Origin of the sequence: Sinomonas halotolerans (assembly GCF_039615075.1) — a bacterium.
In the GTDB taxonomy this organism is placed as follows: Bacteria; Actinomycetota; Actinomycetes; order Actinomycetales; family Micrococcaceae; genus Sinomonas; species Sinomonas halotolerans.
This window is the reverse complement of the sequence record NZ_JBDFRB010000004.1, coordinates 149,068-171,669: the sequence shown is the minus strand read 5'-3', so window position 1 is coordinate 171,669 and position 22,602 is coordinate 149,068. Positions and strand designations below refer to the sequence as shown.

18 protein-coding genes and 1 tRNA gene are annotated in these 22,602 nt (G+C 72.6%); 8 read left to right on the top strand and 11 right to left on the bottom strand.

Features of this window, described 5'->3' with window-relative positions; genetic code table 11:
- Window positions 1-56: 56 nt before the first annotated feature.
- From ABCQ75_RS06445 to ABCQ75_RS06415, 7 genes are all read right to left on the bottom strand, one after another.
- Window positions 57-1,199 (bottom strand): DUF998 domain-containing protein, encoded by a 1,143-nt coding sequence (locus ABCQ75_RS06445; protein WP_345884033.1) that lies wholly within the window; start codon window positions 1,197-1,199, stop codon window positions 57-59.
- Window positions 1,196-2,383: a GNAT family N-acetyltransferase gene (locus tag ABCQ75_RS06440; protein ID WP_345884032.1), complete on the bottom strand. Its 1,188-nt coding sequence runs from the start codon at window positions 2,381-2,383 to the stop codon at window positions 1,196-1,198. The genes ABCQ75_RS06445 and ABCQ75_RS06440 overlap by 4 nt, the downstream gene beginning before the upstream one ends.
- A 187-nt stretch (window positions 2,384-2,570) precedes the next feature.
- Window positions 2,571-3,278 (bottom strand): 50S ribosomal protein L1, encoded by a 708-nt coding sequence (rplA, locus tag ABCQ75_RS06435; protein WP_345884031.1) that lies wholly within the window; start codon window positions 3,276-3,278, stop codon window positions 2,571-2,573.
- A gap of 236 nt (window positions 3,279-3,514) precedes the next feature.
- The gene (rplK, locus tag ABCQ75_RS06430; RefSeq protein ID WP_345884030.1) at window positions 3,515-3,946 is read right to left on the bottom strand and encodes a 50S ribosomal protein L11; all 432 of its coding nucleotides are present in this window, start codon (window positions 3,944-3,946) and stop codon (window positions 3,515-3,517) included.
- A gap of 161 nt (window positions 3,947-4,107) precedes the next feature.
- Window positions 4,108-5,010: a transcription termination/antitermination protein NusG gene (gene nusG, locus ABCQ75_RS06425; RefSeq protein WP_345884028.1), complete on the bottom strand. Its 903-nt coding sequence runs from the start codon at window positions 5,008-5,010 to the stop codon at window positions 4,108-4,110.
- Between the two features lie 103 nt (window positions 5,011-5,113).
- Window positions 5,114-5,377 (bottom strand): preprotein translocase subunit SecE, encoded by a 264-nt coding sequence (gene secE, locus ABCQ75_RS06420; protein ID WP_345884026.1) that lies wholly within the window; start codon window positions 5,375-5,377, stop codon window positions 5,114-5,116.
- 95 nt (window positions 5,378-5,472) lie between these two features.
- Window positions 5,473-5,545: transfer RNA gene (locus ABCQ75_RS06415), tRNA-Trp, on the bottom strand.
- 228 nt (window positions 5,546-5,773) lie between these two features.
- On the opposite strand from ABCQ75_RS06415, the gene ABCQ75_RS06410 reads away from it, so the two are divergent.
- The 3 genes from ABCQ75_RS06410 to ABCQ75_RS06400 all read left to right on the top strand — a co-directional run bounded on the left by ABCQ75_RS06410 (window position 5,774) and on the right by ABCQ75_RS06400 (window position 8,585).
- The gene (locus ABCQ75_RS06410; RefSeq protein ID WP_345884025.1) at window positions 5,774-6,979 is read left to right on the top strand and encodes a pyridoxal phosphate-dependent aminotransferase; all 1,206 of its coding nucleotides are present in this window, start codon (window positions 5,774-5,776) and stop codon (window positions 6,977-6,979) included.
- 123 nt (window positions 6,980-7,102) lie between these two features.
- Window positions 7,103-8,326 carry a PspC domain-containing protein gene (locus ABCQ75_RS06405; RefSeq protein WP_345884023.1) on the top strand — a complete coding sequence of 408 codons (1,224 nt, stop codon included), beginning with the start codon at window positions 7,103-7,105 and terminating at the stop codon, window positions 8,324-8,326.
- Window position 8,327: 1 nt separating this feature from the next.
- Window positions 8,328-8,585, top strand: a complete 258-nt coding sequence (locus tag ABCQ75_RS06400; protein WP_345884022.1) for a hypothetical protein — start codon at window positions 8,328-8,330, stop codon at window positions 8,583-8,585.
- On the opposite strand, the gene ABCQ75_RS06395 is transcribed toward ABCQ75_RS06400, so the two are convergent.
- Complete coding sequence (locus ABCQ75_RS06395; RefSeq protein ID WP_345884021.1) at window positions 8,582-9,244, bottom strand: LuxR C-terminal-related transcriptional regulator; 663 nt, start codon at window positions 9,242-9,244, stop codon at window positions 8,582-8,584. The two genes, ABCQ75_RS06400 and ABCQ75_RS06395, sit on opposite strands and share 4 nt — an antisense overlap.
- Entirely contained in the window at window positions 9,241-10,542 is a 1,302-nt protein-coding gene (locus tag ABCQ75_RS06390) for an ATP-binding protein (protein WP_345884020.1), read from the bottom strand. The genes ABCQ75_RS06395 and ABCQ75_RS06390 overlap by 4 nt, the downstream gene beginning before the upstream one ends.
- Before the next feature lie 124 nt (window positions 10,543-10,666).
- On the opposite strand from ABCQ75_RS06390, the gene ABCQ75_RS06385 reads away from it, so the two are divergent.
- The 5 genes from ABCQ75_RS06385 to ABCQ75_RS06365 all read left to right on the top strand — a co-directional run bounded on the left by ABCQ75_RS06385 (window position 10,667) and on the right by ABCQ75_RS06365 (window position 14,761).
- The gene (locus ABCQ75_RS06385) at window positions 10,667-12,112 is read left to right on the top strand and encodes a PspC domain-containing protein (protein ID WP_345884018.1); all 1,446 of its coding nucleotides are present in this window, start codon (window positions 10,667-10,669) and stop codon (window positions 12,110-12,112) included.
- A 1-nt stretch (window position 12,113) separates the two neighbouring features.
- On the top strand, window positions 12,114-12,455 hold the full coding sequence (locus ABCQ75_RS06380; protein WP_345884015.1) for a hypothetical protein: 342 nt from the start codon (window positions 12,114-12,116) through the stop codon (window positions 12,453-12,455).
- 37 nt (window positions 12,456-12,492) lie between these two features.
- On the top strand, window positions 12,493-12,765 hold the full coding sequence (locus tag ABCQ75_RS06375; protein WP_345884012.1) for a PspC domain-containing protein: 273 nt from the start codon (window positions 12,493-12,495) through the stop codon (window positions 12,763-12,765).
- Window positions 12,766-12,989: 224 nt separating this feature from the next.
- Entirely contained in the window at window positions 12,990-14,015 is a 1,026-nt protein-coding gene (locus ABCQ75_RS06370) for a 6-phosphofructokinase (protein ID WP_345884010.1), read from the top strand.
- Window positions 14,016-14,032: 17 nt separating this feature from the next.
- Window positions 14,033-14,761 (top strand): GNAT family N-acetyltransferase, encoded by a 729-nt coding sequence (locus tag ABCQ75_RS06365; RefSeq protein WP_345884008.1) that lies wholly within the window; start codon window positions 14,033-14,035, stop codon window positions 14,759-14,761.
- Here the strand turns inward: ABCQ75_RS06365 and ABCQ75_RS06360 are convergent.
- Both ABCQ75_RS06360 and ABCQ75_RS06355 read right to left on the bottom strand, forming a co-directional pair.
- A complete protein-coding gene (locus ABCQ75_RS06360) occupies window positions 14,733-16,322 on the bottom strand; it encodes a DHA2 family efflux MFS transporter permease subunit (RefSeq protein WP_427916055.1) in 1,590 nt (529 codons plus the stop codon). The genes ABCQ75_RS06365 and ABCQ75_RS06360 overlap by 29 nt on opposite strands.
- A gap of 46 nt (window positions 16,323-16,368) precedes the next feature.
- On the bottom strand, window positions 16,369-22,404 hold the full coding sequence (locus ABCQ75_RS06355; protein WP_345884006.1) for an Ig-like domain-containing protein: 6,036 nt from the start codon (window positions 22,402-22,404) through the stop codon (window positions 16,369-16,371).
- Window positions 22,405-22,602: the final 198 nt, after the last annotated feature.

Sequence of the window (22,602 nt, the reverse complement as noted above, 5' to 3'; positions counted from 1 at the left end):
GGCCCGCGCGGGTCGGGACCCCGCCGTCGTGCGCGCCGCCCCGACGTGCCTGCGCATCAGTCCGGTCGCGATCCGGCCGCCCTCCCGTCCTCGACCGCCGCCGCGACGTTCCGCGTGAGGAACACGAGCCACACGAGGATGACCCCGGCCACGACCAGCTCCATCCCGGTCATGTTGTAGTAGCCCAGCGGCCACCACAGGAGCACAGAGAGCACTGCGGCGCCGAGCATGGCGTAGCCCACCGCGTAGAACGTCCAGCCGAGCCCGGGCAGCCAGGCCCGGGCCCCGAGGACGAGGGCGATGTAGGCGGCGGTCATGGCAGTGGCGAGCGAGTTGTGCACCGGCATGAGGACGTCCACGGGCACGAGGCCGGATCCCGCGAGGAAGATCCCCGTGAGGGCCACGCACACGATGATGGGCCGCTCGCGTGTCGGGGCCGTGCCGCCGCCCGAGCGGGCCCGGTACAGGTCCAGGGCGCGGAGGTCCCGGGTCATGTACTCCGCGAGGAGTGCGATGACCGCCCCCGCGGTCACGAGGGTCCCATTGAACGTCCAGGCCACCCCGTGGTCGGCCGCCCCCAGGACGCTGAAGTTCACCTCCCACCAGTCCGACCGGCTCGTGGTGACCATGGAGGTCAGGACCCCGGCCGCGAGCAGTGCCGCGAGCAGGTTCGAGAGGGCGTAGCTGTCCATACGGGAGCCCGACTGGAAGCCCCCGTACGCGGCGAGCGCCGCTGCGACGGCGACGAGCAGCGCCCCGGCGAACGCATCGAGGGCCACCCCGCGGAAGACCCCCTGGAAGATCTGGAAGCTCGCCCAGGCCACCATGAACGCGATGGATGCATGAGCGAAGGACATCGCCACGAGACCGAGGACGCGGCGCCAGAGCGGCCGTTCGGCGAGCCAGCGCCGGTCCGGGTCCGCGTAGGAGCGTCGGTAGGCGAACCCGAAGGCAGAGAGCGCGGCCACGCCGGCCACGAGCGCCGCGAGGTCTCCCACCCCCTGGTCCCCCGAGAGCTGCGGCCGCCGCCCCGCGAACGCCGAGAGCGCCACCGCGAAGCCCACCGCGGCCGCCACTGCGCCCGCGTGGACGGCCTGCGCCTCGGTCGCGCTCGCCGAGGCGCGTGGACGGGGACGCGGGGGCGGACCCTGCCTGCCGTCGTCGGCCTCCCCGAGCCGAGCCCCCGCCCGGCCGCTCATGCGAGCCTCCTGAACCACTCGCCGTCGTACCCCGCCGGCCGGAACCCGATCGCCTCGTTGATCGCGAGCATGTGCGCGTTCTCCGCGGCGTTGAACGTCACGACCTTGCGCGCCTGGGGGAACCTCTCCCGGTAGGCGCGGATGTTGGCGAGCTTGATCCACAGGCCGAGGGAGCGTCCGCGGTGGCCGGCGCGGACGAGCGTGTCGTCCTGGTCCGCCACGTCCTCCTTGCCGCCGCGCACCCACAGGGCCGTGTACGCCGCGAAGGCCCCGCTCGCGCGGTGCCGCGCCACCGCGTAGAGCGGCACCGTGTCCGCCGCGGCGAGCATCGCGTCCAGCGCCGCCACCCGGTCCGCGTCCCAGTGCTCGGGCTCGTAGCGGTCCTCGCCCTGTGGGGCGTCCGTGGACATGCGGGCGAACAGCGCTGCCATGCCCTCGCGGTGCTCGGGCGGGACTCCCTCCCAGAGGAGCAGCTCGTAGGCCCCGGCCCCGCGCGCCGCCGCACCCTCCTCGAGCGCCGACCACGCGCCGTCGTCCGCCCATCCCCCGGCCGGGCTCCACGGCGGGAGCACGAGCTCGCTGAAGCGCGTCACCTGGCTCAGCGAGAACCCCGCGGCGCGTGCGAACCGCACCGAGCGCGCGTCGCCGGGCACCGCGCCCGTCCCGGTGGAGGGCACGACGGCGAATGGCCCGCCGCCCGCCGGCACGGTCTCCGCCGGGTGCTCGGTGAACGTGTCCAGCACCGTCCTGCCGTGCGCCCGGGCCTCTTCCACCGCGGCAGCCAGCAGGAGCCGGCCGATTCCCCGGCCCGCGTGGCTGTCGAGGACTTCCGCGCGCACCTGCGCCCTCGCGAGGTCCTCCTTGAGCGGCATCCGGCACCACGCGCGGCCCACCATCCGCCCGGCCTCGCGGACGAAGAACAGGGAGGTCGAATCGTACGGCGACTCCCGCCACACGCGCAGGCGGTAGGACGGCGGCGAGCACCGGTCCTCGTGGCCCCAGATCTGCCGCTGGACCGCGTCCGTGAGCGCGCTGAACTCGAGGAAGTCCACGGCGTCCGCGCCGTCGGGCGACTCCGGCAGGCGCAGGCGCTCGACCCGCAGGCCGCCGGCAGGCGCGGCGCCGACCGCCCTCGCACCTGCAGGGCGCGTGCTGCTCGCTGTCGCTCGGCTGTCGGAGCTCATGGGCCGAGTGTACTTCCGCCTCTCCCGCCCGGAGCCGGACCGCGATGACGCCGGGGGCGGCAGCAGCAGGGGCCCGGACGCACGAGTGCCCCCGCCCGGGAACCGGGAGGGGGCACTCGCCAGGACCGTGCAGCACTCACGCGCGCACCTTCCTCAAGGCCATAAGGGCTTCAGACCCGTGCGGGCCTCACGCGTCGAGGATGACCTTCGTCGCGTTCGGGTCCACGGGGATGCCCGGGCCGAACGTGGTGGCGACGGTCGCCTTCTGGATGTAGCGGCCCTTCGACGCCGACGGCTTGAGGCGGAGGATCTCCTCGAGCGCTGCGGCGTAGTTCTCGGCCAGCTGGCGCGCCTCGAAGGACGTGCGGCCGATGATGAAGTGCAGGTTCGAGTGCTTGTCGACGCGGAAGTCGATCTTGCCGCCCTTGATGTCGTTGACGGCCTTCGCGACATCCGGGGTCACCGTGCCGGTCTTCGGGTTCGGCATGAGGTTGCGGGGACCGAGGACCTTGCCGAGACGGCCGACCTTGCCCATGAGCTCCGGCGTCGCGACCGCGGCGTCGAAGTCCGTCCAGCCGCCGGCGATCTTCTCGATGAGGTCGTCCGAGCCGACGAAGTCCGCACCCGCGGCCTCAGCGGCCGCAGCCTTGTCACCGGTCGCGAACACGACGACGCGGGCGGTCTTGCCCGTGCCGTGCGGGAGGTTCACGGTGCCGCGGACCATCTGGTCCGCCTTGCGGGGGTCGACGCCCAGGCGGAAGGCAACCTCGACGGTCGCCTCCGACTTGGACGGGTTGATCTCCTTGGCCAGGGCGACGCCCTCGGCCGGGGCGTACAGCTTGCCAGCCTCGATCTTCGCTGCGGCGGCCTCGTATGCTTTGCTGCGCTTTGCCATGCTGCTTCCGTTTCTCCTTGTGCAGTTGTGGTCACTGTGGGCCGCGCTCGGCCCTGCCACGGACGACGGCGGGGATCGCCGGCGTCATTGATGTTCTGGTGTCAGCCCGGAGGCGACGGGGGTGAGGGCCTCAGCCCTCGAGGTGCCTCAGCCCTCGACGTGCTTCATCTTCCGAGGGCCTGCGGTGCTTGCTGCGGGCGAGTCCTTGTTCCTCGGCCTCACCCTTCGCGAGCTCCTCAGCCCTCGACGGTGATGCCCATCGAGCGGGCCGTGCCCGCGATGATCTTCTTCGCGGCCTCGACGTCGTTCGCGTTGAGGTCCTCGAGCTTGGACTTCGCGATCTCCTCGACCTGCGCGTCGGTGAGCTTGGCGACCTTCACGGTGTGCGGGGTCGCGGAGCCCTTCTGGACGCCCGCAGCCTTCTTGATGAGCTCAGCGGCCGGCGGGGTCTTGGTGATGAACGTGAAGGAGCGGTCCTCGTAGACCGTGATCTCCACGGGGATGACGTTTCCACGCTGGGATTCCGTCGCGGCGTTGTACGCCTTGCAGAACTCCATGATGTTCACGCCGTGCTGACCGAGCGCAGGGCCGATCGGCGGGGCCGGGTTGGCGGCGCCTGCCTGGATCTGCAGCTTGATCAGGCCGGTGACCTTCTTCTTGGGAGCCAATGTGGGTCCTTCTTTCCAGTGCTTCCTGGGCAGCAGGAGCGCCGCCCAGGTGATGACTGCCCTGGCGAGGCAGTCGGCCGCCCCGGCACCGGCAAAGCATCCGGTGCCGGGGCGAAGTCTTCAGTTGTGCACCCGTCGGCGCGGCCCCTCGGAAAGGGACGTCAGATCTTGGAGACCTGGTTGAACGCGAGGGTCACCGGGGTCTCCCGCTCGAAGATCGAGACGAGGACCACGAGGGTCTGGGATTCCGGCTTGATCTCGGAGATCGTGGCCGGCAGGGTCTCGAACGGGCCCTCCTTGACGATGACCGACTCGCCGACCTCGAAGTCGACCGCGACCGGCGCGGCAGAGGCCTTCTGGCCGGCCTTGCCCGCAGCCTTGGCCTCGGCAGCCTGCTCCTGCTCGAACACCGGCGCGAGCATGGAGAAGACCTCGTCGAGGGTGAGCGGGACCGGATTGTGGGCGTTGCCCACGAAGCCCGTGACGCCGGGCGTGTGGCGGACCGCGCCCCACGAGGCGTCGGTGAGGTCCATCCGCACGAGCACGTAGCCCGGGATGCGCACGCGGTTGACCACCTTGCGCTGGGCGTTCTTGATCTCGACGACTTCCTCCATCGGGACCTGGATCTCGAAGATGTAGTCTTCCATGTCCAGCGTCTGGATGCGGGTCTCGAGGTTGGCCTTCACGCGGTTCTCGTAGCCCGCGTAGGAGTGGATCACGTACCAGTCGCCGGGCTGGCGGCGGAGCTTGGCCTTGAACTCCTCGGCGGCAACGGCCGGATCGACCTCCTCGGCAGCGGCAGGCACGGCTTCTCCGGCCTCGTCGCCCTCGACGGCGGGCTCTGCCTGCTCGCCGTCTGCCTCGTCGGCCGGCGCCGCCTCCTCAGCGGACTCGAGGTCCTCGTCAGCCGGCGTGGCCTCTTCTGCGGACTCGGACTCTGCCGCATCGGCGAAGGAGGGTGCAGCCTCAGAGGACTCGACGTCCGAGAACGCCGGCTCGAACGCGCCCTGGTCCTTCGGCTCCTCGTGCTCGGTCCCGCGATCCTCGAGCTCGTGCTCAGACACTTAGTCTCCTGCTTTCCTCAATGCGACTTAAATGAGTCATCCGCACACCCTGCTCCCGCCTGGAGAATCTCCGTTGGCGGTCCTCGGCTGCGCGGACCCCGGCCTAGCTGTCGGTGGACGACCCTCCGAAGAGCCAGCCGACGCCGAGCCCGAAGAGGAAGTCAAGGGCGAAGACGATCACCATGACCACTGCCACGAAGGCCAGCACCACGGTCGTGTAGGTCAGAAGCTCCTTACGCGTGGGAGTGACGACCTTGCGGAGTTCGCCGACCACCTGCCGGATGAAGAGTGCGATGCGTCCGAAGAAGCCGAGCTTCCTGGCCTGCTTGGGGCGGCCCGCCGAGCTGCTGGCAGCTGTTTCGGTCACCGATTCCTCGCTCATCCGTCTCGCCCGCAGGACTTCCCCGCCGGATCCGTTCTGTGGGTGCCGGAATGGCCCGGACATGCCGGGCCTTCCTTGCGCAGGGCAGACAGGACTCGAACCTGCAACCTGCGGTTTTGGAGACCGCTGCGCTACCAATTGCGCCACTACCCTTCGGTGCGTCGGACACCGCTGGACAACTCTACCAAGGATCCGCAGCACTCTCGTCGAGCCCCGGTCCACGGCAGGCGCCATCGGCGTTCCGATACCGAGGATCAAGTCTACGCACATTCGGGCCCGACGTCGAACCGGGCTGCGCGCACGGCTCGGGCGCCGCCCTTCATGGCGGGACGTGCGCCTAGAGTAGGAGGGTCATCGCCCCCTCTGCAGACAGGACTGCCCATGACCTCCGCCCGTGTCTCCCAGCGCATCGGATCCATCGCCGAATCCGCCACCCTGGCCGTGGATGCGAAGGCGAAGGCGCTCAAGGCGGCAGGCCGCCCGGTGATCGGCTTCGGCGCGGGCGAGCCGGACTTCCCCACGCCGCAGTACATCGTGGACGCAGCAATCGAGGCCGCGCGCCAGCCCAAGTACCACCGCTACTCGCCGGCGGCCGGCCTGCCCGAGCTGCGCGAGGCCATTGCCGCCAAGACGATGCGCGACTCCGGCTACGAGGCCGCCGCCTCCCAGGTGCTCGTGACCAATGGCGGCAAGCAGGCCGTGTACAACTCCTTCGCGACCCTCCTGGACCCGGGCGACGAGGTGATCGTCCCCACCCCGTACTGGACCACGTACCCCGAGGCCATCCGGCTCGCCGGTGGGGTCCCGGTCGAGGTGTTCGCCGGCCCGGAGCAGGGCTACCTCGTCACGGTCGACCAGCTCGAGGCCGCACTCACCGAGCGCACCAAGATCCTCCTCTTCGTCTCCCCCTCCAACCCGACCGGCGCCGTGTACTCGCCCGAGCAGGTCAGAGAGATCGGCCAGTGGGCGGCGTCGAAGGGCCTGTGGGTCATCACCGACGAGATCTACGAGCACCTGACCTATGACGGCGTCCCCTTCACCTCGATCGCGACTGCCGCCCCCGAGCTCGGCGACAAGGTCGTCATCCTCAACGGCGTGGCGAAGACCTACGCGATGACCGGGTGGCGCGTGGGCTGGATGATCGGCCCCTCGGACGTCATCAAGGCAGCGACGAACCTGCAGTCCCACGCCACGAGCAACGTGGCCAACGTCTCCCAGATCGCCGCGCTCGCCGCCGTCTCCGGCCCCCTCGACGCGGTCGACGAGATGAAGGTCGCGTTCGACCGCCGCCGCAAGGCGATGGTCACGGCGCTCAACACGATCGACGGCGTCGACTGCCCGACTCCGCACGGCGCCTTCTACGCCTACGCGGACGTGCGCGGGCTCCTCGGCCGCGAGATCGGCGGGATCCGCCCCGCGACCTCGGCCGAGCTCGCCGCGCTCGTGCTGGACAAGGTTGAGGTCGCGATCGTGCCGGGCGAGGCCTTCGGTCCGAGCGGCTTCGTCCGCCTCTCCTACGCCCTCGGCGACGAGGACCTCGCAGAGGGCGTCGGCCGTCTCCAGGAGTTCCTCGGGACCGCCCGGTAGCGTCCGGCGGAGGACCCATCGGCGGCGCCTGCCCCTCAGGGGCGGGCGCCGCCGTCGTATGCCCGGTCCCGGACGGGGCTTTCGTCCGTAGCGGCGGCTGAGGGGGACGCGAAGCATGGAGGCATGAGCACCGAACCAGTCCCCGGGGGCGGGGCACGTCCCGGCCCGTCCCCTCTGGGGCCCGTCCCGGCGGGCTCCGAGTTCTTCAGCTGGGTCAGAGGACTCGGCATCGTCCGCGGCCGCGACCGCTGGGCCGGCGGGGTCGCAAGCGGCCTCGCCCACCGCTGGGGCGCAAGCCCAGTGCTCGTCCGCGTGCTGTTCGTCCTCGCGGGCGCGCTCGGCGGCATCGGGCTGCTCGCGTACGGGGTCCTGTGGATGATCCTGCCTGAACCGGACGGAAGGATCCACGTCGAGAGCGCCCTGCACGGCCGCTGGACCGCCGGGATGACGGGGGCGCTCGTCGCCGCCGTCCTCGGCCTGGGCGGCACGCCCACCACCGTATGGTTCGGCGACCAAGGCTGGGCCGGGCCGCTGTGGGCAGTCGTCTGGGTGTCCGCGCTCGTGCTGGTCGTCTACGCGATAGCCGTCTCGCGGCGCAGCCCCGTGGCGGCCGGCGCCACGCCTCCCGGTGCCCCCTCGCACCCCGGCACCGCAGACACGGCCGCCGCCAGCGCCGGGCACCCCAGCTCCCCCGCTCCGCTGCTGGCGCCTGCCGCGCCCGCCCGGCGCGGACCGAGTGGTCCCTACACGGCCGTTGTCGTGGGCGGGGCGATCGTCGCGGTCGCCCTGCTGCTCTCGTTCGAACGCGCCGGGAGCATCTGGGCCGGGGCGGGCCCGGCGACGCTCTGGGCGGCCGCTGCGGCGGTGGTCGGCATCGGCATCGTCGTCGCGGGCCTCCGGGGGCGGACCGCCGGCGTCCTGTCCCTCTTCGCCGTCGTCGCACTGGCCTCGGGAGCCCTCACACAGCAGGTCTCGCGGTGGGGCCCGCCCCAGGGCCCGACCACGTCGTCACCGGCCTCCGTGCAGGAGGCCGCGCAGGGGTACCGCCTCACGGGCGCCTCGGCCGAGCTCGACTTCCGCGCGCTCGACGACGCCGGTCCGCTCTCCGCCGAGGCAACCATTCCCGTGGAGACGGCGATGAGCAGCGTGCGCATTACGGTCCCCGAGGGCGTCCCCGTCCGCGTGACGGTCGAAGGCGCCATGAGCAGCGTCGACTTCGGCGGCAGGACGGCCTCCGGCCTGGCCCTGGGCGACTCGCAGGCCTACAACGCCGGGAGCCCGGGCCAGACCCTCGTCATCGCCTTGGACGCCGCAATGAGCAGCATCGAGATCGAGCAGGAGCGCTGAGATGAGCGAGCACAACCCCGGCCGGGACACACAGCCGCACGCGCCCGGAGTGCCGGACACCAGCACCGTCGGCTGGGGCACGGTCGTCTGGGGCGCCGTCATTGTGGCGCTCGCAGCCCTCCTCCTCGTCGCCGACGCTGGGTGGCTGGTCGTCGACCCGCGCACGGCCGCGATCACCTTCCTGGTGGTCCTCGGCGTTGGGCTCATGGTCGGCGGCGGCCTGGCCTCGCTGCGCCGGAGGGGTCCCCGCCAGAGCTAGAGGATCCGGCGGTCGGCGGCCCAGCGCGAGAGCTCATGCCGGTTCGCGAGCTGCAGCTTCCGCAGCACGGCGGACACGTGCGTCTCCACGGTCTTGACCGAGATGAACAGCTCCTTCGCGGTCTCCCTATAGGTGTAGCCCCGCGCGATGAGGCGCATGACGTCGAGCTCGCGCGCCGAGAGCTTCCCGAGCTCGTCGTCGGCCACGGAGGCGGTGCCGAACGCGTCCAGTACGAAGCCGGCCAGCCGCGGCGAGAACACGGCGTCCCCCTCGGCCACCCGCAGGACGGCGTCGGTGATCTCCCGGCCCGAGGCGGTCTTCGTGACGTAGCCGCGCGCGCCGGCGCGGATGGTCGAGACGACGTCCTCGGCGGCGTCGGAGACGCTCAGGGCGAGGAACCGCACCTCGCCGAGGAGGGCGGTGGAGCGCGTGAGCACCTCGCGCCCCCCGCCGCCCAGGCCCCCGGGGAGGTGCACGTCGAGGAGCACGACGCGCGGCCGCAGTGCAGCGATGGCGGTGACCGCCTCCTCGACCGTCCCGGCTTCCCCGACCACCCGGACGCGCTCGTCGAGGTCCGCCTTGAGGCCCGAGCGGAAGACGGCGTGGTCGTCCACGACGACCACCGTGACAGGGGCGCCGGGCAGCGGTGCCTCGCTCATGGTTCCTCCGTTCCCGGCATCCGCAGGCGCACCTCGGTGCCGTCCTCGCTGCTGACAATCACGGCCTCGCCGCCGTGCCGGCGCATGCGGCCGATGATGGACTCGCGCACCCCGAGCCGGTCCGCGGGGACGCCCTCGGGGTCGAACCCGGGGCCCCGGTCGCGCACGAACAGCTCGATCCCGCCGCCCCGCGCCTCGGCGTACACCGAGACGGGCCCCCCTCCCCCGTGCCGTGCCGCGTTGAGCATGGCCTCCCGCGCGGCCTGGAGGAGCGCGTCCTGCCGCTCGAGCGCGCCGGGGGCATCGGCGTCGTGCGCCTCCCCCACGAGCACGACGTCGATCGGGGCACCCAGTGCGCCCTCCAGCTCCGCCGCGAGCGCCGCGAGCCGGTCGCCGAACGAGCCCGCCGCGGACCGGGAGTCCCGGTAGAGCCACTCGCGCAGCTCTCGCTCCTGGGCGCGGGCGAGGCGCGTGACGTCGGCCTCGCTGCCCGCGCGGCGCTGGATGAGCGCGAGGGTCTGGAGCACCGAGTCGTGCAGGTGCGCCGCGATCTCGGCGCGTTCCTCCTCCCGCACCCGGGCAGCCCGCTCGGCGCCGAACTCGCGCCAGAACTTCAGGCCCCACGGGAGCAGCACCAGGGCAACTCCGGCGAGGACGGCGAACGAGGCCAGCAGGGCCGTGCCGAGGACGTCCCACTGGGTGCCTGAGACCGCGAGCGCAACGCCGGCCACGACGAGCACGAGCCCCGCGCCCAGGCGCAGCCATCCCGTCCACCGTTCGGCGCCCGCACCGCGGACGAGCCGTTCGCGGCGGGCCTCGTCGAGCTGCATCCACGCGAGCGCGGCGCCGCCGAGGATCGCGGCCGCGGGCACGACCGTGTCCAGCGGCACGTCGATGCCCACGAGGGAACCGCCGAGCGCGAGCGCGCCCAGGAGCAGGACGATGCCGAGGAGGATCTCGCGGGCGTGGCGGGGCACCAGGCTCGTCCGGGGCGCGCCGTCGGCGGCGGCTGGCGCGCCGGGGGCTCCAGCGGCGCGCGGGTCCGCGCTCACGGCGGGCGCGATGGACGACGCCGGCCGCTGGGCTGAGCGGCGCGCCGCCTCTCCCGCCGTGGGCACGAGGGCCCACAGCCACGCATAGAGGACGAGGCCCGCGCCGCCGAGCAGCGCGGAGGCGGCCATGGACCAGCGCACTGTCTCCACGCGCAGGCCGAGGTGCCGGGCCAGGCCCGAGCAGACGCCCGCGACGAGCCGGTCCTCGCCCCGGACGAGCGGCGGTCGGATGGGCGGGGCTTGCATGCTCCTATCCAAGCACTCCGGGGCCGCCTCGGGGCCCCTCCGGGGCGCATCCCCGGGTCAGTTCAGGGTCCGTTCAGGGTGTCCCCCCATGGGTCGGCGCCGGACGGGCCGGAAGGATGGAGGCATGAGCACAGAGAGCACCCCCGGCGGGGCCGAGCGCCCCGCGCCTGACCAGTCCGGCCCCACAGCGCCCGGCCCCACGGGAGCCAGCCGGCCCGGCCCACCTCCCCCTCCCGAGCCCGGCAAGCCGGGCCCGCCGCCGTCGGACTTCTTCAGCCGCATCAGGGCCACGGGCCTGGTGCGGGGCTCCGACCGCTGGGCGGGCGGCGTGGCGAGCGGGCTCGCGCACCGCTGGGGCGTCGACCCGGTCCTCGTGCGCGGCCTGTTCGTCGTCGCTGCCCTGTTCCTGGGCATCGGCGTGCTCGCCTACGGCCTCGCGTGGCTGTTCCTCCCCGAGCCGGACGGACGGATCCATGTCCAGGAGGCCGGCCGCGGGCGGTGGACCGCCGGGATGACCGGGGCGCTCATCGTGACGTTCCTGGGCCTCGGCGGGGGCCGCGTCGGGTTCTGGTTCGGTGAGGACGGGTTCGGCGCGACCTTCTGGGGCCTGTTCTGGCTCGGGGTCATCGGCCTCGCCGTCTACAGCATCGTGCGCGGCAGCCGGCGCAGGGGCCAGCTGCCCCCAGAACCGGCCAGGGCCGACTCCGCCTCCACGAAGCCGACCGGGACGGCCTCCAGCCACGCGGGGCCGGACGCAGGCGCCTACGGCGCGGGGTACGCCGGCAGCCAGCCCGACGCCGGCGGGCCGTACGCTTCTGGGCCGTACGCTGCTAGGCCGTACGCCGGACCGGTCCACACCACCCAGCCGTACCCAGAGGGCCCGTACTCAGCAGGTCCGCCCTCGGTCGGCGGGACTCCCGCGGGACAGCCGCGCCGGGCCGGCGTCCCCGGGTCGTTCACCGCGGTCGTCGTGGGCGCCGCCGTCCTGACCATGGGCGCCTTCATCGTCCTCGGGATCACGGGTGCCGGGGTGCTCGGCACGGCGGCCTGGGCCGCTGGCGCCGTGGTCCTCGGAGCCGGCATCGTTGCCGCCGGGTTCCGGGGGCGCACGGCCGGGATCCTGACGTTCGTCTCGATCATCGCCCTCGTGGGCGCCGTGACGAGCCAGGGAATGAGCCGGTTCGCCGACCGGTGGGACGGACCCGGGCGCTCCGGCGAGCGCGTGGCACTCTCCCCCGCGAGCGTGGGCGAGGCCAGTGCCGGCTACCGGCTCACAGGCTCGAGCGGGAGCCTCGACCTGACGCGGCTGGACGACGGCGGCCCCCTCGCCGACGATGCGACCGTCACGGTGGACACGACCTTTTCCTCCCTCGCCATCCGCATCCCGGACGGCGTCCCGGTCGAGGTGCGGACCGACGCGACCCTCGCCGACGTCCGCTTCGGGAACCGCTCGGTGAACGGCATCTCCCAGCGCGACACCCAGACCTACAACGCGGACCGCCCCGGCGGGACCCTCGTCGTCGAACTCGACGCGACGATGAGCAGCATCACGATCGACGAGGAGGACTGACATGAGCACGAGCGGCGCACAGGAACACGGCACGCACGGGCGGGCAGGGCACGGGACGGCTGCGCAGAAGGGCGCCGTGGCACAGAGGCCGGGTCCGGCCGTGGGCACGATCGTCTGGGGAGCAGTGGTGATGGCGGCAGGGGCGCTCATGCTGGCGGACCGGCTAGGCTGGTTGGACGTGGAACCGGGGTACGCGGCGGCAGGGATCCTGCTTCTCGCGGGGGTGGGGCTCGTGGTCGGGGGCCTCCTCTCCGCCCGCCGCACGCGGCCGGCGGCGCACGACGGCGATGCCTCGGCGCCGGGCGACGGCGGCCCCGGACGCGCACCGACCGTGACGGACTGAGCAAGCGGACACAAAGCCATCCCAGGAGGAAGACACCATGGACAAGTTCTTCTCGGCCATCCGTTCCAGCGGCCTCAGGCGCGGCCCGCGGCGCATGCTCGGCGGGGTCCTCGCAGGGCTCGCGGCCAAGGCGAATGTGGACGTCGCATTCGTCCGCATCGGCTTCCTGCTCCTGTGCCTGCTGCCCGGGCCGGCCTTCGTCGCCTACCTCGCCGCGTGGATCCTCATCCCGGCCCAGGACGGACACATCATCCTCGAGGACTTCCTCGCAAAGCGCAGCATCGGCAGGGGGCCCGGGCCCACCGCCTGACCAGGCTCCCGCCTGGTCCTCGGCCCCGCAGCGACCGTCGCGACGGGGCCTCGCCCATGGCAGATGACGGGCGCCCACTGTGGTGTGAATCACGGCCCGGTGGCGCGTGGCTAGAATACCGGTGGGCTCAAAGGGGCGCTCGTCACACATCCACCGGTCGCGCACCCACCTGGCACTGTCAGGCCGCCTGGCACGCACGCGACCGTCACGCGAGAAGGGCCTCCATGAAGATCGGCATCCTCACCTCCGGCGGCGACTGCCCCGGCCTCAACGCCGTCATCCGCGGCGCGGTGCTCAAGGGCATCGCCGTCCACGGCCAGTCGTTCGTCGGGTTCCGCGACGGCTGGCGCGGCGTCGTGGAGGGGGACATCGTGGAGATCCCCCGCACCATGGTGCGCGGCATCGCCAAGCAGGGCGGAACCATCCTCGGCACCTCGCGGACCAACCCGTTCGAGAACGGCGGGGGCCCCGACGTCATCAAGGGCCACATGGAGCGCCTCGGCATCGACGCGATGATCGCGATCGGCGGCGAGGGCACGCTCGCGGCCGCGAAGCGCCTCACGGACGCCGGGCTCAAGATCGTCGGCGTCCCGAAGACCGTGGACAACGACCTCGACGCGACGGACTACACCTTCGGCTTCGACACCGCGGTGGAGATCGCGACCGAGGCGATCGACCGCCTCCGCACCACCGGCGAGTCGCACCACCGCTGCATGATCGCCGAGGTCATGGGCCGACACGTCGGCTGGATCGCGCTCCACGCCGGCATGGCCTCGGGCGCGCACGCCATCCTCATCCCCGAGCAGAAGGCCAGCATCGAGCAGATCTGCCATTGGGTGGAGCAGGCCCGCGACCGCGGGCGCGCGCCGCTCGTCGTCGTCGCCGAGGGCTTCGTGCTCGAGGGCATGGACGAGCCCCACTCCGAGCGGGGCCTGGACACCTTCGGGCGCCCGCGGCTCGGCGGGATCGCCGAGCAGCTGGCCCCGGAAATCGAGGCGCGCACCGGCATCGAGACCCGGGCGACCATCCTCGGGCACATCCAGCGCGGCGGCGTCCCCACCGCCTTCGACCGCGTCCTCGCCACCCGCCTCGGCATGGCGGCGATCGACGCCGTGGTCGAGGGCCGCTGGGGCCGCATGGTCTCGCTCAACGGCACCGAGATCGTCCACGTCGGCTTCGAGGCGGCCCTCGGGCGGCTCAAGACGGTGCCGCAGCACCGGTACGACGAGGCTGCGGTCCTCTTCGGCTGAGCCGGGACCGAGGACACATGGCAGCAGGGGACGCGGAGGGCACCTTCCATGAGGGCAGTCGAGGGATCGTCCGCCTTGCCTGGGCCCGCCGGCTCGGCCTGCCGGACCTGAGCTTCTCGGACGACGGCGGGCGCCTCCTGGGGTGCGACGACGACGCGGGCCGGCTGGTCGCCGTCGAGCTCTTCGGCCAGCTCGCCCTGTGCGGGCCGACCGCGATGGTCGAGGCCGGGGCGGAGCTCGACGACGATTCGCTCCTCGGGGGCGGCGCCCTCCTGCGGCTCGCGGGGCCCGGGGCGCACGGCCTCGAGACGGGCGTGCTCGGCTTCGCGGACCACCTCCCGCTCGACCAGCCCGAATCCGAGCCCGAGGTCTCGAGGGCGGGCCCCGAGGCCGTGGAGCTGGAGATGCAGTGCCCGCCGGACGATGTCAGCTCAGCTGGCCTCGCTCGGCGGGATCAGCGGTTCACCCTCATGGTGGACGGCCGGGCCGCCGCATGCGCCGCCTACGCCGAGCGGGAAGGCCTGCTCGCGGACCTCGGCGTGCTCACCGCTCCGGCGCTCCGGCGCCGAGGGCTGGGCAGGCTGATCGCCTCGATCGCTGCCCACGAGGCGCTCGCCGAGGGCCTGATCGTCCAAGTCGAGGCGCACACGCACGACGCCGCGGCGCTCGCCCTCGCAGACTCGCTCGGGATCGTCCCGTCGGGCCGGTTCGCGGAAGTCAGGCTCCCGCGTCCCGGGGCGCGCTGACCTCCTGCGACGCGCTTGCCTCCGGGACCGGGCCCGTACCCGGAACCGGCCCGGCGTCGCGCGGCGCCGTGGCGCTCTGGGGCGCCCTCACGAAGAAGAGCGCGACCGCCGCCCCCGCCACGACTACCGCTGCGGGCAGGAGGACGGACTGGCCCATGGCGGCGGCGAAGCCCGCGTGGAGTTCCTCTGGCAGCGCCCCCACGGCGAACTCGCCCGAGGGCGCCGCTCCGCCGGCCGCAGGCAGTTCCGCGGCAAGCCGAGCCTGCATGAGGGCCGCGATCGCCGCGCTGCCGAGGACCGAGCCCACCTGCCGGGTCGTGTTGTACACCCCCGCGCCGGCGCCGGCCTGGTGCGGGGCGAGGTTCCGCGTCGCGAGGGTTGCGAGCGGCGCCCAGATCCCCGCGTTCGCCAGACCCAGCACCGCGCCGGGGACCAAGAGCAGCCAGATGGGCGTCTCCGGGGTGAGGAGCACGGCGTAGAGCGCGAGCGAGAGGGCGAACAGGAGCATGCCGGCGACGTTCATGGGCTTCGCGTGCCCGCGGTCCACGACCTTCCCCGCGAGCGGTGCGAGCACGAGGGAGAGCACGGCCATGGGGATCATCATGAGGGCCGACTGCGTGGGCGTCATGCCCCGCACGAGCTGGTAGTAGAAGATGGTGGGCAGCCCGAACGAGGTGACGGCGAAGCCCACCGTGGAGATCCCGAGGGTGGCCAGCGAGAAGTTCCGGTCGCGGAACAGGCCCAGCGGGAGCAGCGGCTCAGCCCGGTTGAGCGCCTGCCACACCACGAACGCGGCCATCACCGCGATGCCCGCGATGATGAGCCCCCATACCGTGACCGGGCCCGCAATGGGGCCCCAGTTATAGGTGTTCCCCTCCTGGATCCCGAAGACGAGCAGGAACATGCCGACGGCGCTGAGCACCACGCCGAGCACGTCGAACCGGTGCGCGTGCGTCGAGAGGCGGGGGACGTACCGGAGCGCGGCGAGGAAGCCCAGGATCCCGATCGGCACGTTCACGAAGAAGATCCACTCCCAGCCGAGGCCGTCGACGAGCAGCCCGCCCAGGATGGGGCCCACGAGCATCGCCACGCCCGCGGTGGCGCCCCACAGGCCCATCGCCGCGCCGCGGCGGTCCGGCGGGAAGATCCGGGTGATGACGGCCATGGTCTGCGGCGTCATGAGCGCTGCCCCGAGCCCCTGCACGGCGCGGGCGGCGATGAGGGAGCCGATCGTCGTCGAGAATCCGCACCACGCCGAGGCGAGGGTGAACACCACGAGCCCGGCGAGGTACAGGTTCTTGGGACCGTACCGGTCGCCGAGCCGTCCCGTGATGAGCAGGGGCACGGCGTAGGCCAGGAGGTAGGAGCTCGTGGCCCAGATGACGGCGTTCATGTCCGCGGCGAGGCCGCGCATGATCGCGGGGTTCGCGACCGAGACGATGGTCGTGTCGATCAGGATCATGAAGAACCCGATCACGAGCGACCACAGCGCGGGCCACGGCCGCTCCATCGCCTCCGGCTGGGCTGGCAGCGCCTGACCGCCTGCAGTCACGCCCGTCATCCGCCCATGCCCGTGGTCACCACGAGCACCGCGACCACGAGCACCGTCACCATGAGACACGGTTCGACTCCACAGTCACCGAGCCGTCGCTGGCCGTCACCCACTGCTCGGTCCAGAGGTTCCCCGAGAGGGAGCTCTTGCCGAGGAAGCAGTTGTCGGTGTTGCGGAAGTAGCCGTTGCCGTCGGTCTGCCGCGTGAACTGGGCGAACACGTGGGCCCCTTGCCCGTTGTTCCAGCACTTGACCGTGACGGTGCGGTTCGGGTGGAAGTTCCGGGCCGTCACGTCGAAGTAGAAGCACTCGTTCGTGTAGCAGCTGTCTCCCGCCTTCGCCGGGACCTTGGGGCCCTTCTGGAGGTTCACCGACGCGGACGCGGTGCGCGCCGAGTCGGAGGTGCTCGTGCAGTTGGTCGGCTCGATCTCGACGCAGGCCGTCACCCGGATGGAGTGCGCCTGGTCGGGGCCGTCGCCCACGGTCTGGGCGCCGTCGTTCTGCGTCCTGCTGCCGTCGATCGTGACCGTGACGACCGTGTTGCGCCCGTTGTCATACCCTCCCGTGTTCCAGGCCATGTTCACGCGGATGCCATCCGAGGACGCGGACACGACCGGGGGCTTGGGCTGCCCGTACGGCCTCGCCGAGTCGGCGTTGCTCGCCGGGCCCGGCCCGGCCGAGTTCACGGCGCGCACGGCGAAGCTGTACGCGGTTCCGTTGGCGAGCCCCCGGACAATCCGGTCCGCGGCGAGGTTCTCCCATGTCCCGCCGTTGAGCGCGTACTGGTAGACCGTGACGGCACTGCCGTTGTCCGCGGCCTGGCCGAAGGAGAGCTGGACCTGCTCGCCCGCGTTCCTCGTGTTCGTCGGGGCCGCGGTGAGGTTCGTCGGCGCACCGGGACGTCCGTACGGGGTCACGGCATTGCTCTGCGTGCCCTCGGGCGAGGGCCCGACGACGTTGTGGGAGACCAGCGAGAACGTGTAGCTCGAGGAGCTGTCCAGGCCGGTGACCTGCTGGGATGTCCCTGTCACGCCGGTCACGGTCTTGGCGAGGGTGCCGTTGCGGTACACGTGCACGTCGTACGAGGTCACCGGCTCTCCGTTGTTCTTGAGCGGCTCCGAGGCCCACGTGACGTCCACGACGCCGCCGTTGACTGCGGAGGTCGTGCGCGTCGCCGAGGGCGCCGCCGGGGCGAGCGGCGCGCCCGCGGGCTTGGCGGCCGCGGAGAGCTCAGACCACTCCGACGGGTCCTTGGCTCCGTTCGCAGCCTGGATCCTCGCCCGGTACTCGACCCCGTTCGTGAGGCCCTCCCAGACGAGCTTGGTGACATTTCCGACCGTCCGCGTCTCGAGGCCCTGCGCCGACGAGAGCTCGAGGGTGTAGCCCTTGATCGGGGTGCCCTCGTTGGCCGGCGCCGTCCACGCGAGCGTGATCTTCCCGTCGCCGCGCGTGAGCACCGGCGGTGCGGGCTGCTCGGGCCGCGCGTCGGGGGTCACGGGGGCGGAGGCGGGGCTCGGAGCGGACTCGCCGACCCTGTTGGCCGCGACCACCGTGAAGGTGTACTCGGTGCCGTTGGCGAGCCCGGTGACGGTGCACGTGTTGGTCGGGCAGGCCTGGCTTCCCCCATTGAAGAGGACCTTGTACCCCGTGATCTCGGAGCCGTTGTTGGCCGGCGGCGTCCAGTGGAGGACCACCTGGCGGCTCGCCATCGAGTCCACGACCGGGGCGCTCGGGGCGTCCGGCGCGTCCTGGACCGTGACCGTGAACGTCCCCTCGACCTCGCGGTCGCCGTCCCCGGTCGCGTCCTGGACACGGTAGGACCCGGTCAGCTGGCCGTGGAAGCCTGCGGCCGGCGTGACCACCACGCGGTCGCCCTCGACCCGTGCCGTGCCGGAGCCGTTGATGGACGCGCGCAGGACTGCCAGCGGCGCGTCGGGGAACGGGTTGGCGTCGTTCGCGAGCACGTCGATCTCCACGGGCTCCCCGGCGGCCGCCTCGGGCACCGAGTCCGGATTGGCGACGGCGAGCGGCCTGGTCGAGCCGACGACGCGCAGCGTCACCGCTCCGGTCACCTTCTCCCTGCCGTCGTCGACCTCGACAGAGACCTGCCCGGCAGTCCCCTTCGCCGCGCTCCCGGCGCTGGCGGTGAGCACCGAGCCTTCGAGGCGGACCTCGATCCCCGCGGGGGCCGGAGACGTGAGCCGGTAGGACATCCGGTCTATGTCCCCAGGGTCCGGGTCACGGGTCGCGGCGCGCAGGTCGAGTCGCGCCTCGCCCTCGCGCTGGGCCACCTCGAGCACGCTCGTGGCGAACGTGGGGGCGCTGTTGGGCTTGTCCGCGGTCGGCTGGACGTCGATCGGCACGGTCAGGATGCTCTTGAGGCCCTCGGGGTCGTCCGGGCCCGCGCCGTCAGTGACCTCGAACGTGACCGAGGCCAGTCCCCCGTACTCCCGCAGCGCCGTGTAGACGAGGGTCTTGGCGTCCTTGACGAGCGGCGAGCCGTCCGAGGCGATCGCGGAGACCGAGCCCTCGGTGGTGATCCGCGGGGCCCGCCCGGGCCGGACGGCCACGTGGTCGGAGAGCCGCAGCTCGAGCGGCTCCCCCGCCGTGGCCTTGACGGGGGCGAGGGTCTTGAGCACGGGGCGCTGGTCCTTGAGGCCGGGCACCCACAGGATCGCGGTGGCCGAGAGCCCGTCCGCGTCCCGGACCGTGTAGGGGATGACCTGCGCCTCCTGCGCGAGCGCGACATTGACGGTCTGTCCGCTCACGGTCGTCCCCGCGCCCACCGCGCTGGGCGGGACGGTGACGGAGAGGCTGCCGGCCACGCCGTCCGGATCCTCGTCGTTGGCCAGGACGTCGACCGCGAAGGTCGTCCGGCCCGCGACGTCCATCGCGTTGACGCGGTCGTCGCGTGCGATCGGCGCCTTGAGCTCGGCGTCCGGAGTGACCTCGACGACGATGCTGCCGACCGCGCGGGCGCCCCGGCCGTCGTCGACCGTGTACCGCACGGTCACGGTGCCCGCGGCGCCCGGGGGCGTGACGACGACGCGCCCGGCGTCCACCCGCGCCTCGGCACCCTCGGGCACCTCGAAGCCGTCCACGAGCCGCACCGTGTCCCCGTCCGGGTCCGTGTCATTGGCGAGGACGTCGACTGAGACGGGCCTTCCGGGGCGCACCGTCACCTTGTCGTCGCCCGGGAGGGGCTTCTGGTTCGAGTTGGGCACCGCTGCGATGCCGACCAGGACCGTCGCGACGCCCCGCCCGCCGAACCGGTCCTCGACCACGTAGGTGAAGGTGTCCTTGCCGCTTGCGTTGTTCGCCGCGCTGTACTCGAGGTAGCCGTCCCTGACGATCGCAGTGCCGCGCTCGGGGGCCTTCTCGATGCCCGTGACCGTCACGGAATCGCCGTCGGGGTCCACCCCGTCCAACGGCACGGCGACCTTGGCCGTGTGCCCGGCGAGCACCCGCGCCGTGAGGTTCTTGGGCACCGGCATGGCGTTCTGCTCGGGGTCCGCGGCGCGGACCGTGATGGTGACCTTGGCGGAGTCCTTCTGCCCGGACGGGTCGGCCACCTCGTAGATGCCGTAGACGGTCCCGGCCGTGGGCCCGGCGGAGAACCGCAGCCGGTCCTGGTCCACGAAGAGGTGGCCGGCGGCCGGGTCCGGGACCTCGACCAGGTCCGGGTCGAGGCTGATCGGTGCGCCGTTCGGGTGCGTGTCGTTGGCGAGGACGGGGATCGTCACGGTGTCCCCCGCGCGCACCACCACCTGGTCGTTCTTGGCCACGGGCGGTTCGAGCTTCTCGGGTGCCGGCACGGGGGTGACGGTCACAGTGGAGCTGGCCGTCCGGTCCCCGTTGGAGACCACGTAGCCGATCGAGAGGGGCTCGGTGAGGCCCTGCGTGTCCGTGATGCGCAGCACCGCGTGGTTGATGATGGACACGCTCACGGGCGCGCCGGAGGGCAGGGAGACGGACTGCACCACGAGCACGCCGCCAGCGGGGTCCGTGTCATTGGCCAGGGGGTCCACGAGCACGTTGCCGCCAGCGGGCAGGAGACCCACGTCCCGCACCGCGATGGGCGCACCCGTGTCCTCCGTGCTGGGCTCGACGTCGATCCGCACGAGCCCCTGCGAGGTCGCCGAGCCGTTGGACGCGAGGTACACGGCGTAATAGACCTTGGGTTCCGCTGCCTTCGCCGAGAACGTGCCGTCCTCGGAGTTCATGACGACGTCGAGCCCCGCCACGGGTTCCACCTTGAGCAGCCGCAGGCCCGTGCCCGAGGGGTCGACGTCGTTCACGAGCGGTGAGACCACGATCGGCTCGCCCACGCCTGTGCGCACGTGGTCGGGTGTGGTCTGCGGCGGCAGCGTGCCGCGGGGCCGGACGTCGACGGCGATCGTCGCCTCGGTCGTCTCGCGCCCGTCCGAGACCCGGACGGTGAGCTCCTTCTTGCCCACGGACTTGCCGCCGTCCTGGAAGATCACGGTGCCGTCGGCCTGGAAGCGGGCGGAGTCGCCGTCGCCCGCCGTGGCGGCCCCGGCGAGGAACAGCTCGTCCCCGTCGGGGTCGACGAAGTCGCCGAGGATGTTCTGCGAGACGGTCGTGCCCTGCTCGGCCGCGATCGTGTTGACGCGCACCTGCCGGGGCGCCGAGTTCGCGGTGCTCTCCTTGACCGAGAGGTTCACGCGTGCGGTTGCCGTCCCACCGCGGCCGTCGGAGACCTCGTACTCGAAGGACTCCGCCCCCGAGGCACCGGCCGCGACCACCACTTGGAGGGCCGCGCCGTTGAAGATGGGCTGGACCTGGCCCACCCGGGGGTCGCCGAGCGCCCGCACGGTGAGGACGTCGCCGTCCGGGTCCGTGTCGTTGAGCAGGACGGGCAGGATCACGGTCCGGCCGGGCCGCACGCCGAAGTCGTCCGCGGCGGCCGTGGGCGGTTCGTTCTCCTCGGACCGGTCCGGCAGCTCCTTCTGGAGCATGATCTCGGCCGAGTCCTCCTGGTCCCCCGTCTTGGTCTGCTTCTGGGGGACGATCTCCTGCCAGTTGTCCACGAGCTGCATCTGGTCGGTCACGAGCCACACGTTGCCGCCGCGGACGTCGTTGAGCACCACGAGGTCGCGGTTCGTGCGGAACACGAGCTCGGAGTCCGCCCGTGCGGAGGGGATCTCCTTGGCCTCGGGCCCGGCGTCGCCGCATACCCGCAGGTAGACCGACGTCCCGGCCCACGCGCCGTGGACGCAGCCGCCCTGCTGGACGGGGGCAGCTGGCACGCCGCTGCGCCCGCCCGCCGCCTCGAGGACGCGGGGCTCCCCGCCGCCGAGCGGCTGGAGGAGAAGGCCCTCGGCCGTCCCGACGGCCACTGCGCCGGCCTCCGGTCCGCTCTCCTGCAGCCGGGCGCCGCGCAGGTCCTCGCGCGTCACGCGCGCTCCGCCGGGCAGGTAGAGGGTGCCGGCAGCGGGGTCGAGCACGACGGCGTCGCTCCCCACCGTGGTGAGCTGCGGCTTCGCGGTGGTCGGCAGTCCCTCGACCGTGGCGAATTCCGGCTGCCCGGATTCGGGGACCCGCACGATCTCGCTGCGGGCGGCGGAGATCCCCACCACCTCGTTGGCGCTCGTGACGGTCGCGACGATGCCGGGCACGTCCTGCACGGTCGGCTCGGTGGTCTCAGGGTTGAATCCGCTCAGGCCGGAGAGGCCGAGCGCCCACAGGCGGCCCCGCCCGGGGTCCGCGAGGGCTGCCGTGGTGGTGCCGAAGGCGGTGGTGCCGGTGCCGCCGAACGAGAGGTCAGCGGTGAGGCGGACCTCGGCGGCATCGACCGGGCTGAGCGTGCCCACGCCCCGGTCCTGCACGGCGACCGAGCGGCCCTCCTGGACCACGTCGAAGTCCGCCGATCGGGCGGCCACTCCGCCGTCGAGGACCTTGGAGGAGAAGTTGAGGTGCCCCACCATGTTCAGGGAGCTGTTCGTGACCCACACGCCGCCGTCGTTGAGCTCGGCGGAGACGGACCTGAATCCCGGGTAGACGACCGCCGCCGCGATGAGGACTGCCGCCGCGAGCACGAGGGCGGTCCCGGCCAGGGCCCTGGCTGTCACCGCCCTTGCCGCAGCGCCTGCCCATCGTGCCCACGCCTCGCGGCCCGGCCCCTGCTGGTGGTCTCGCCCCGTCTGGCGCCTGTTCCCCCCGGATCGCACGTCAGTTCTCCCCACTTCTCCTCGGCGCGCAGGAGCGGGCGCACGGCAGTGCCCGCCCTCTCTGATCTCTGCGCTGTCCGGGCCTCCCCGAGAGGCTCA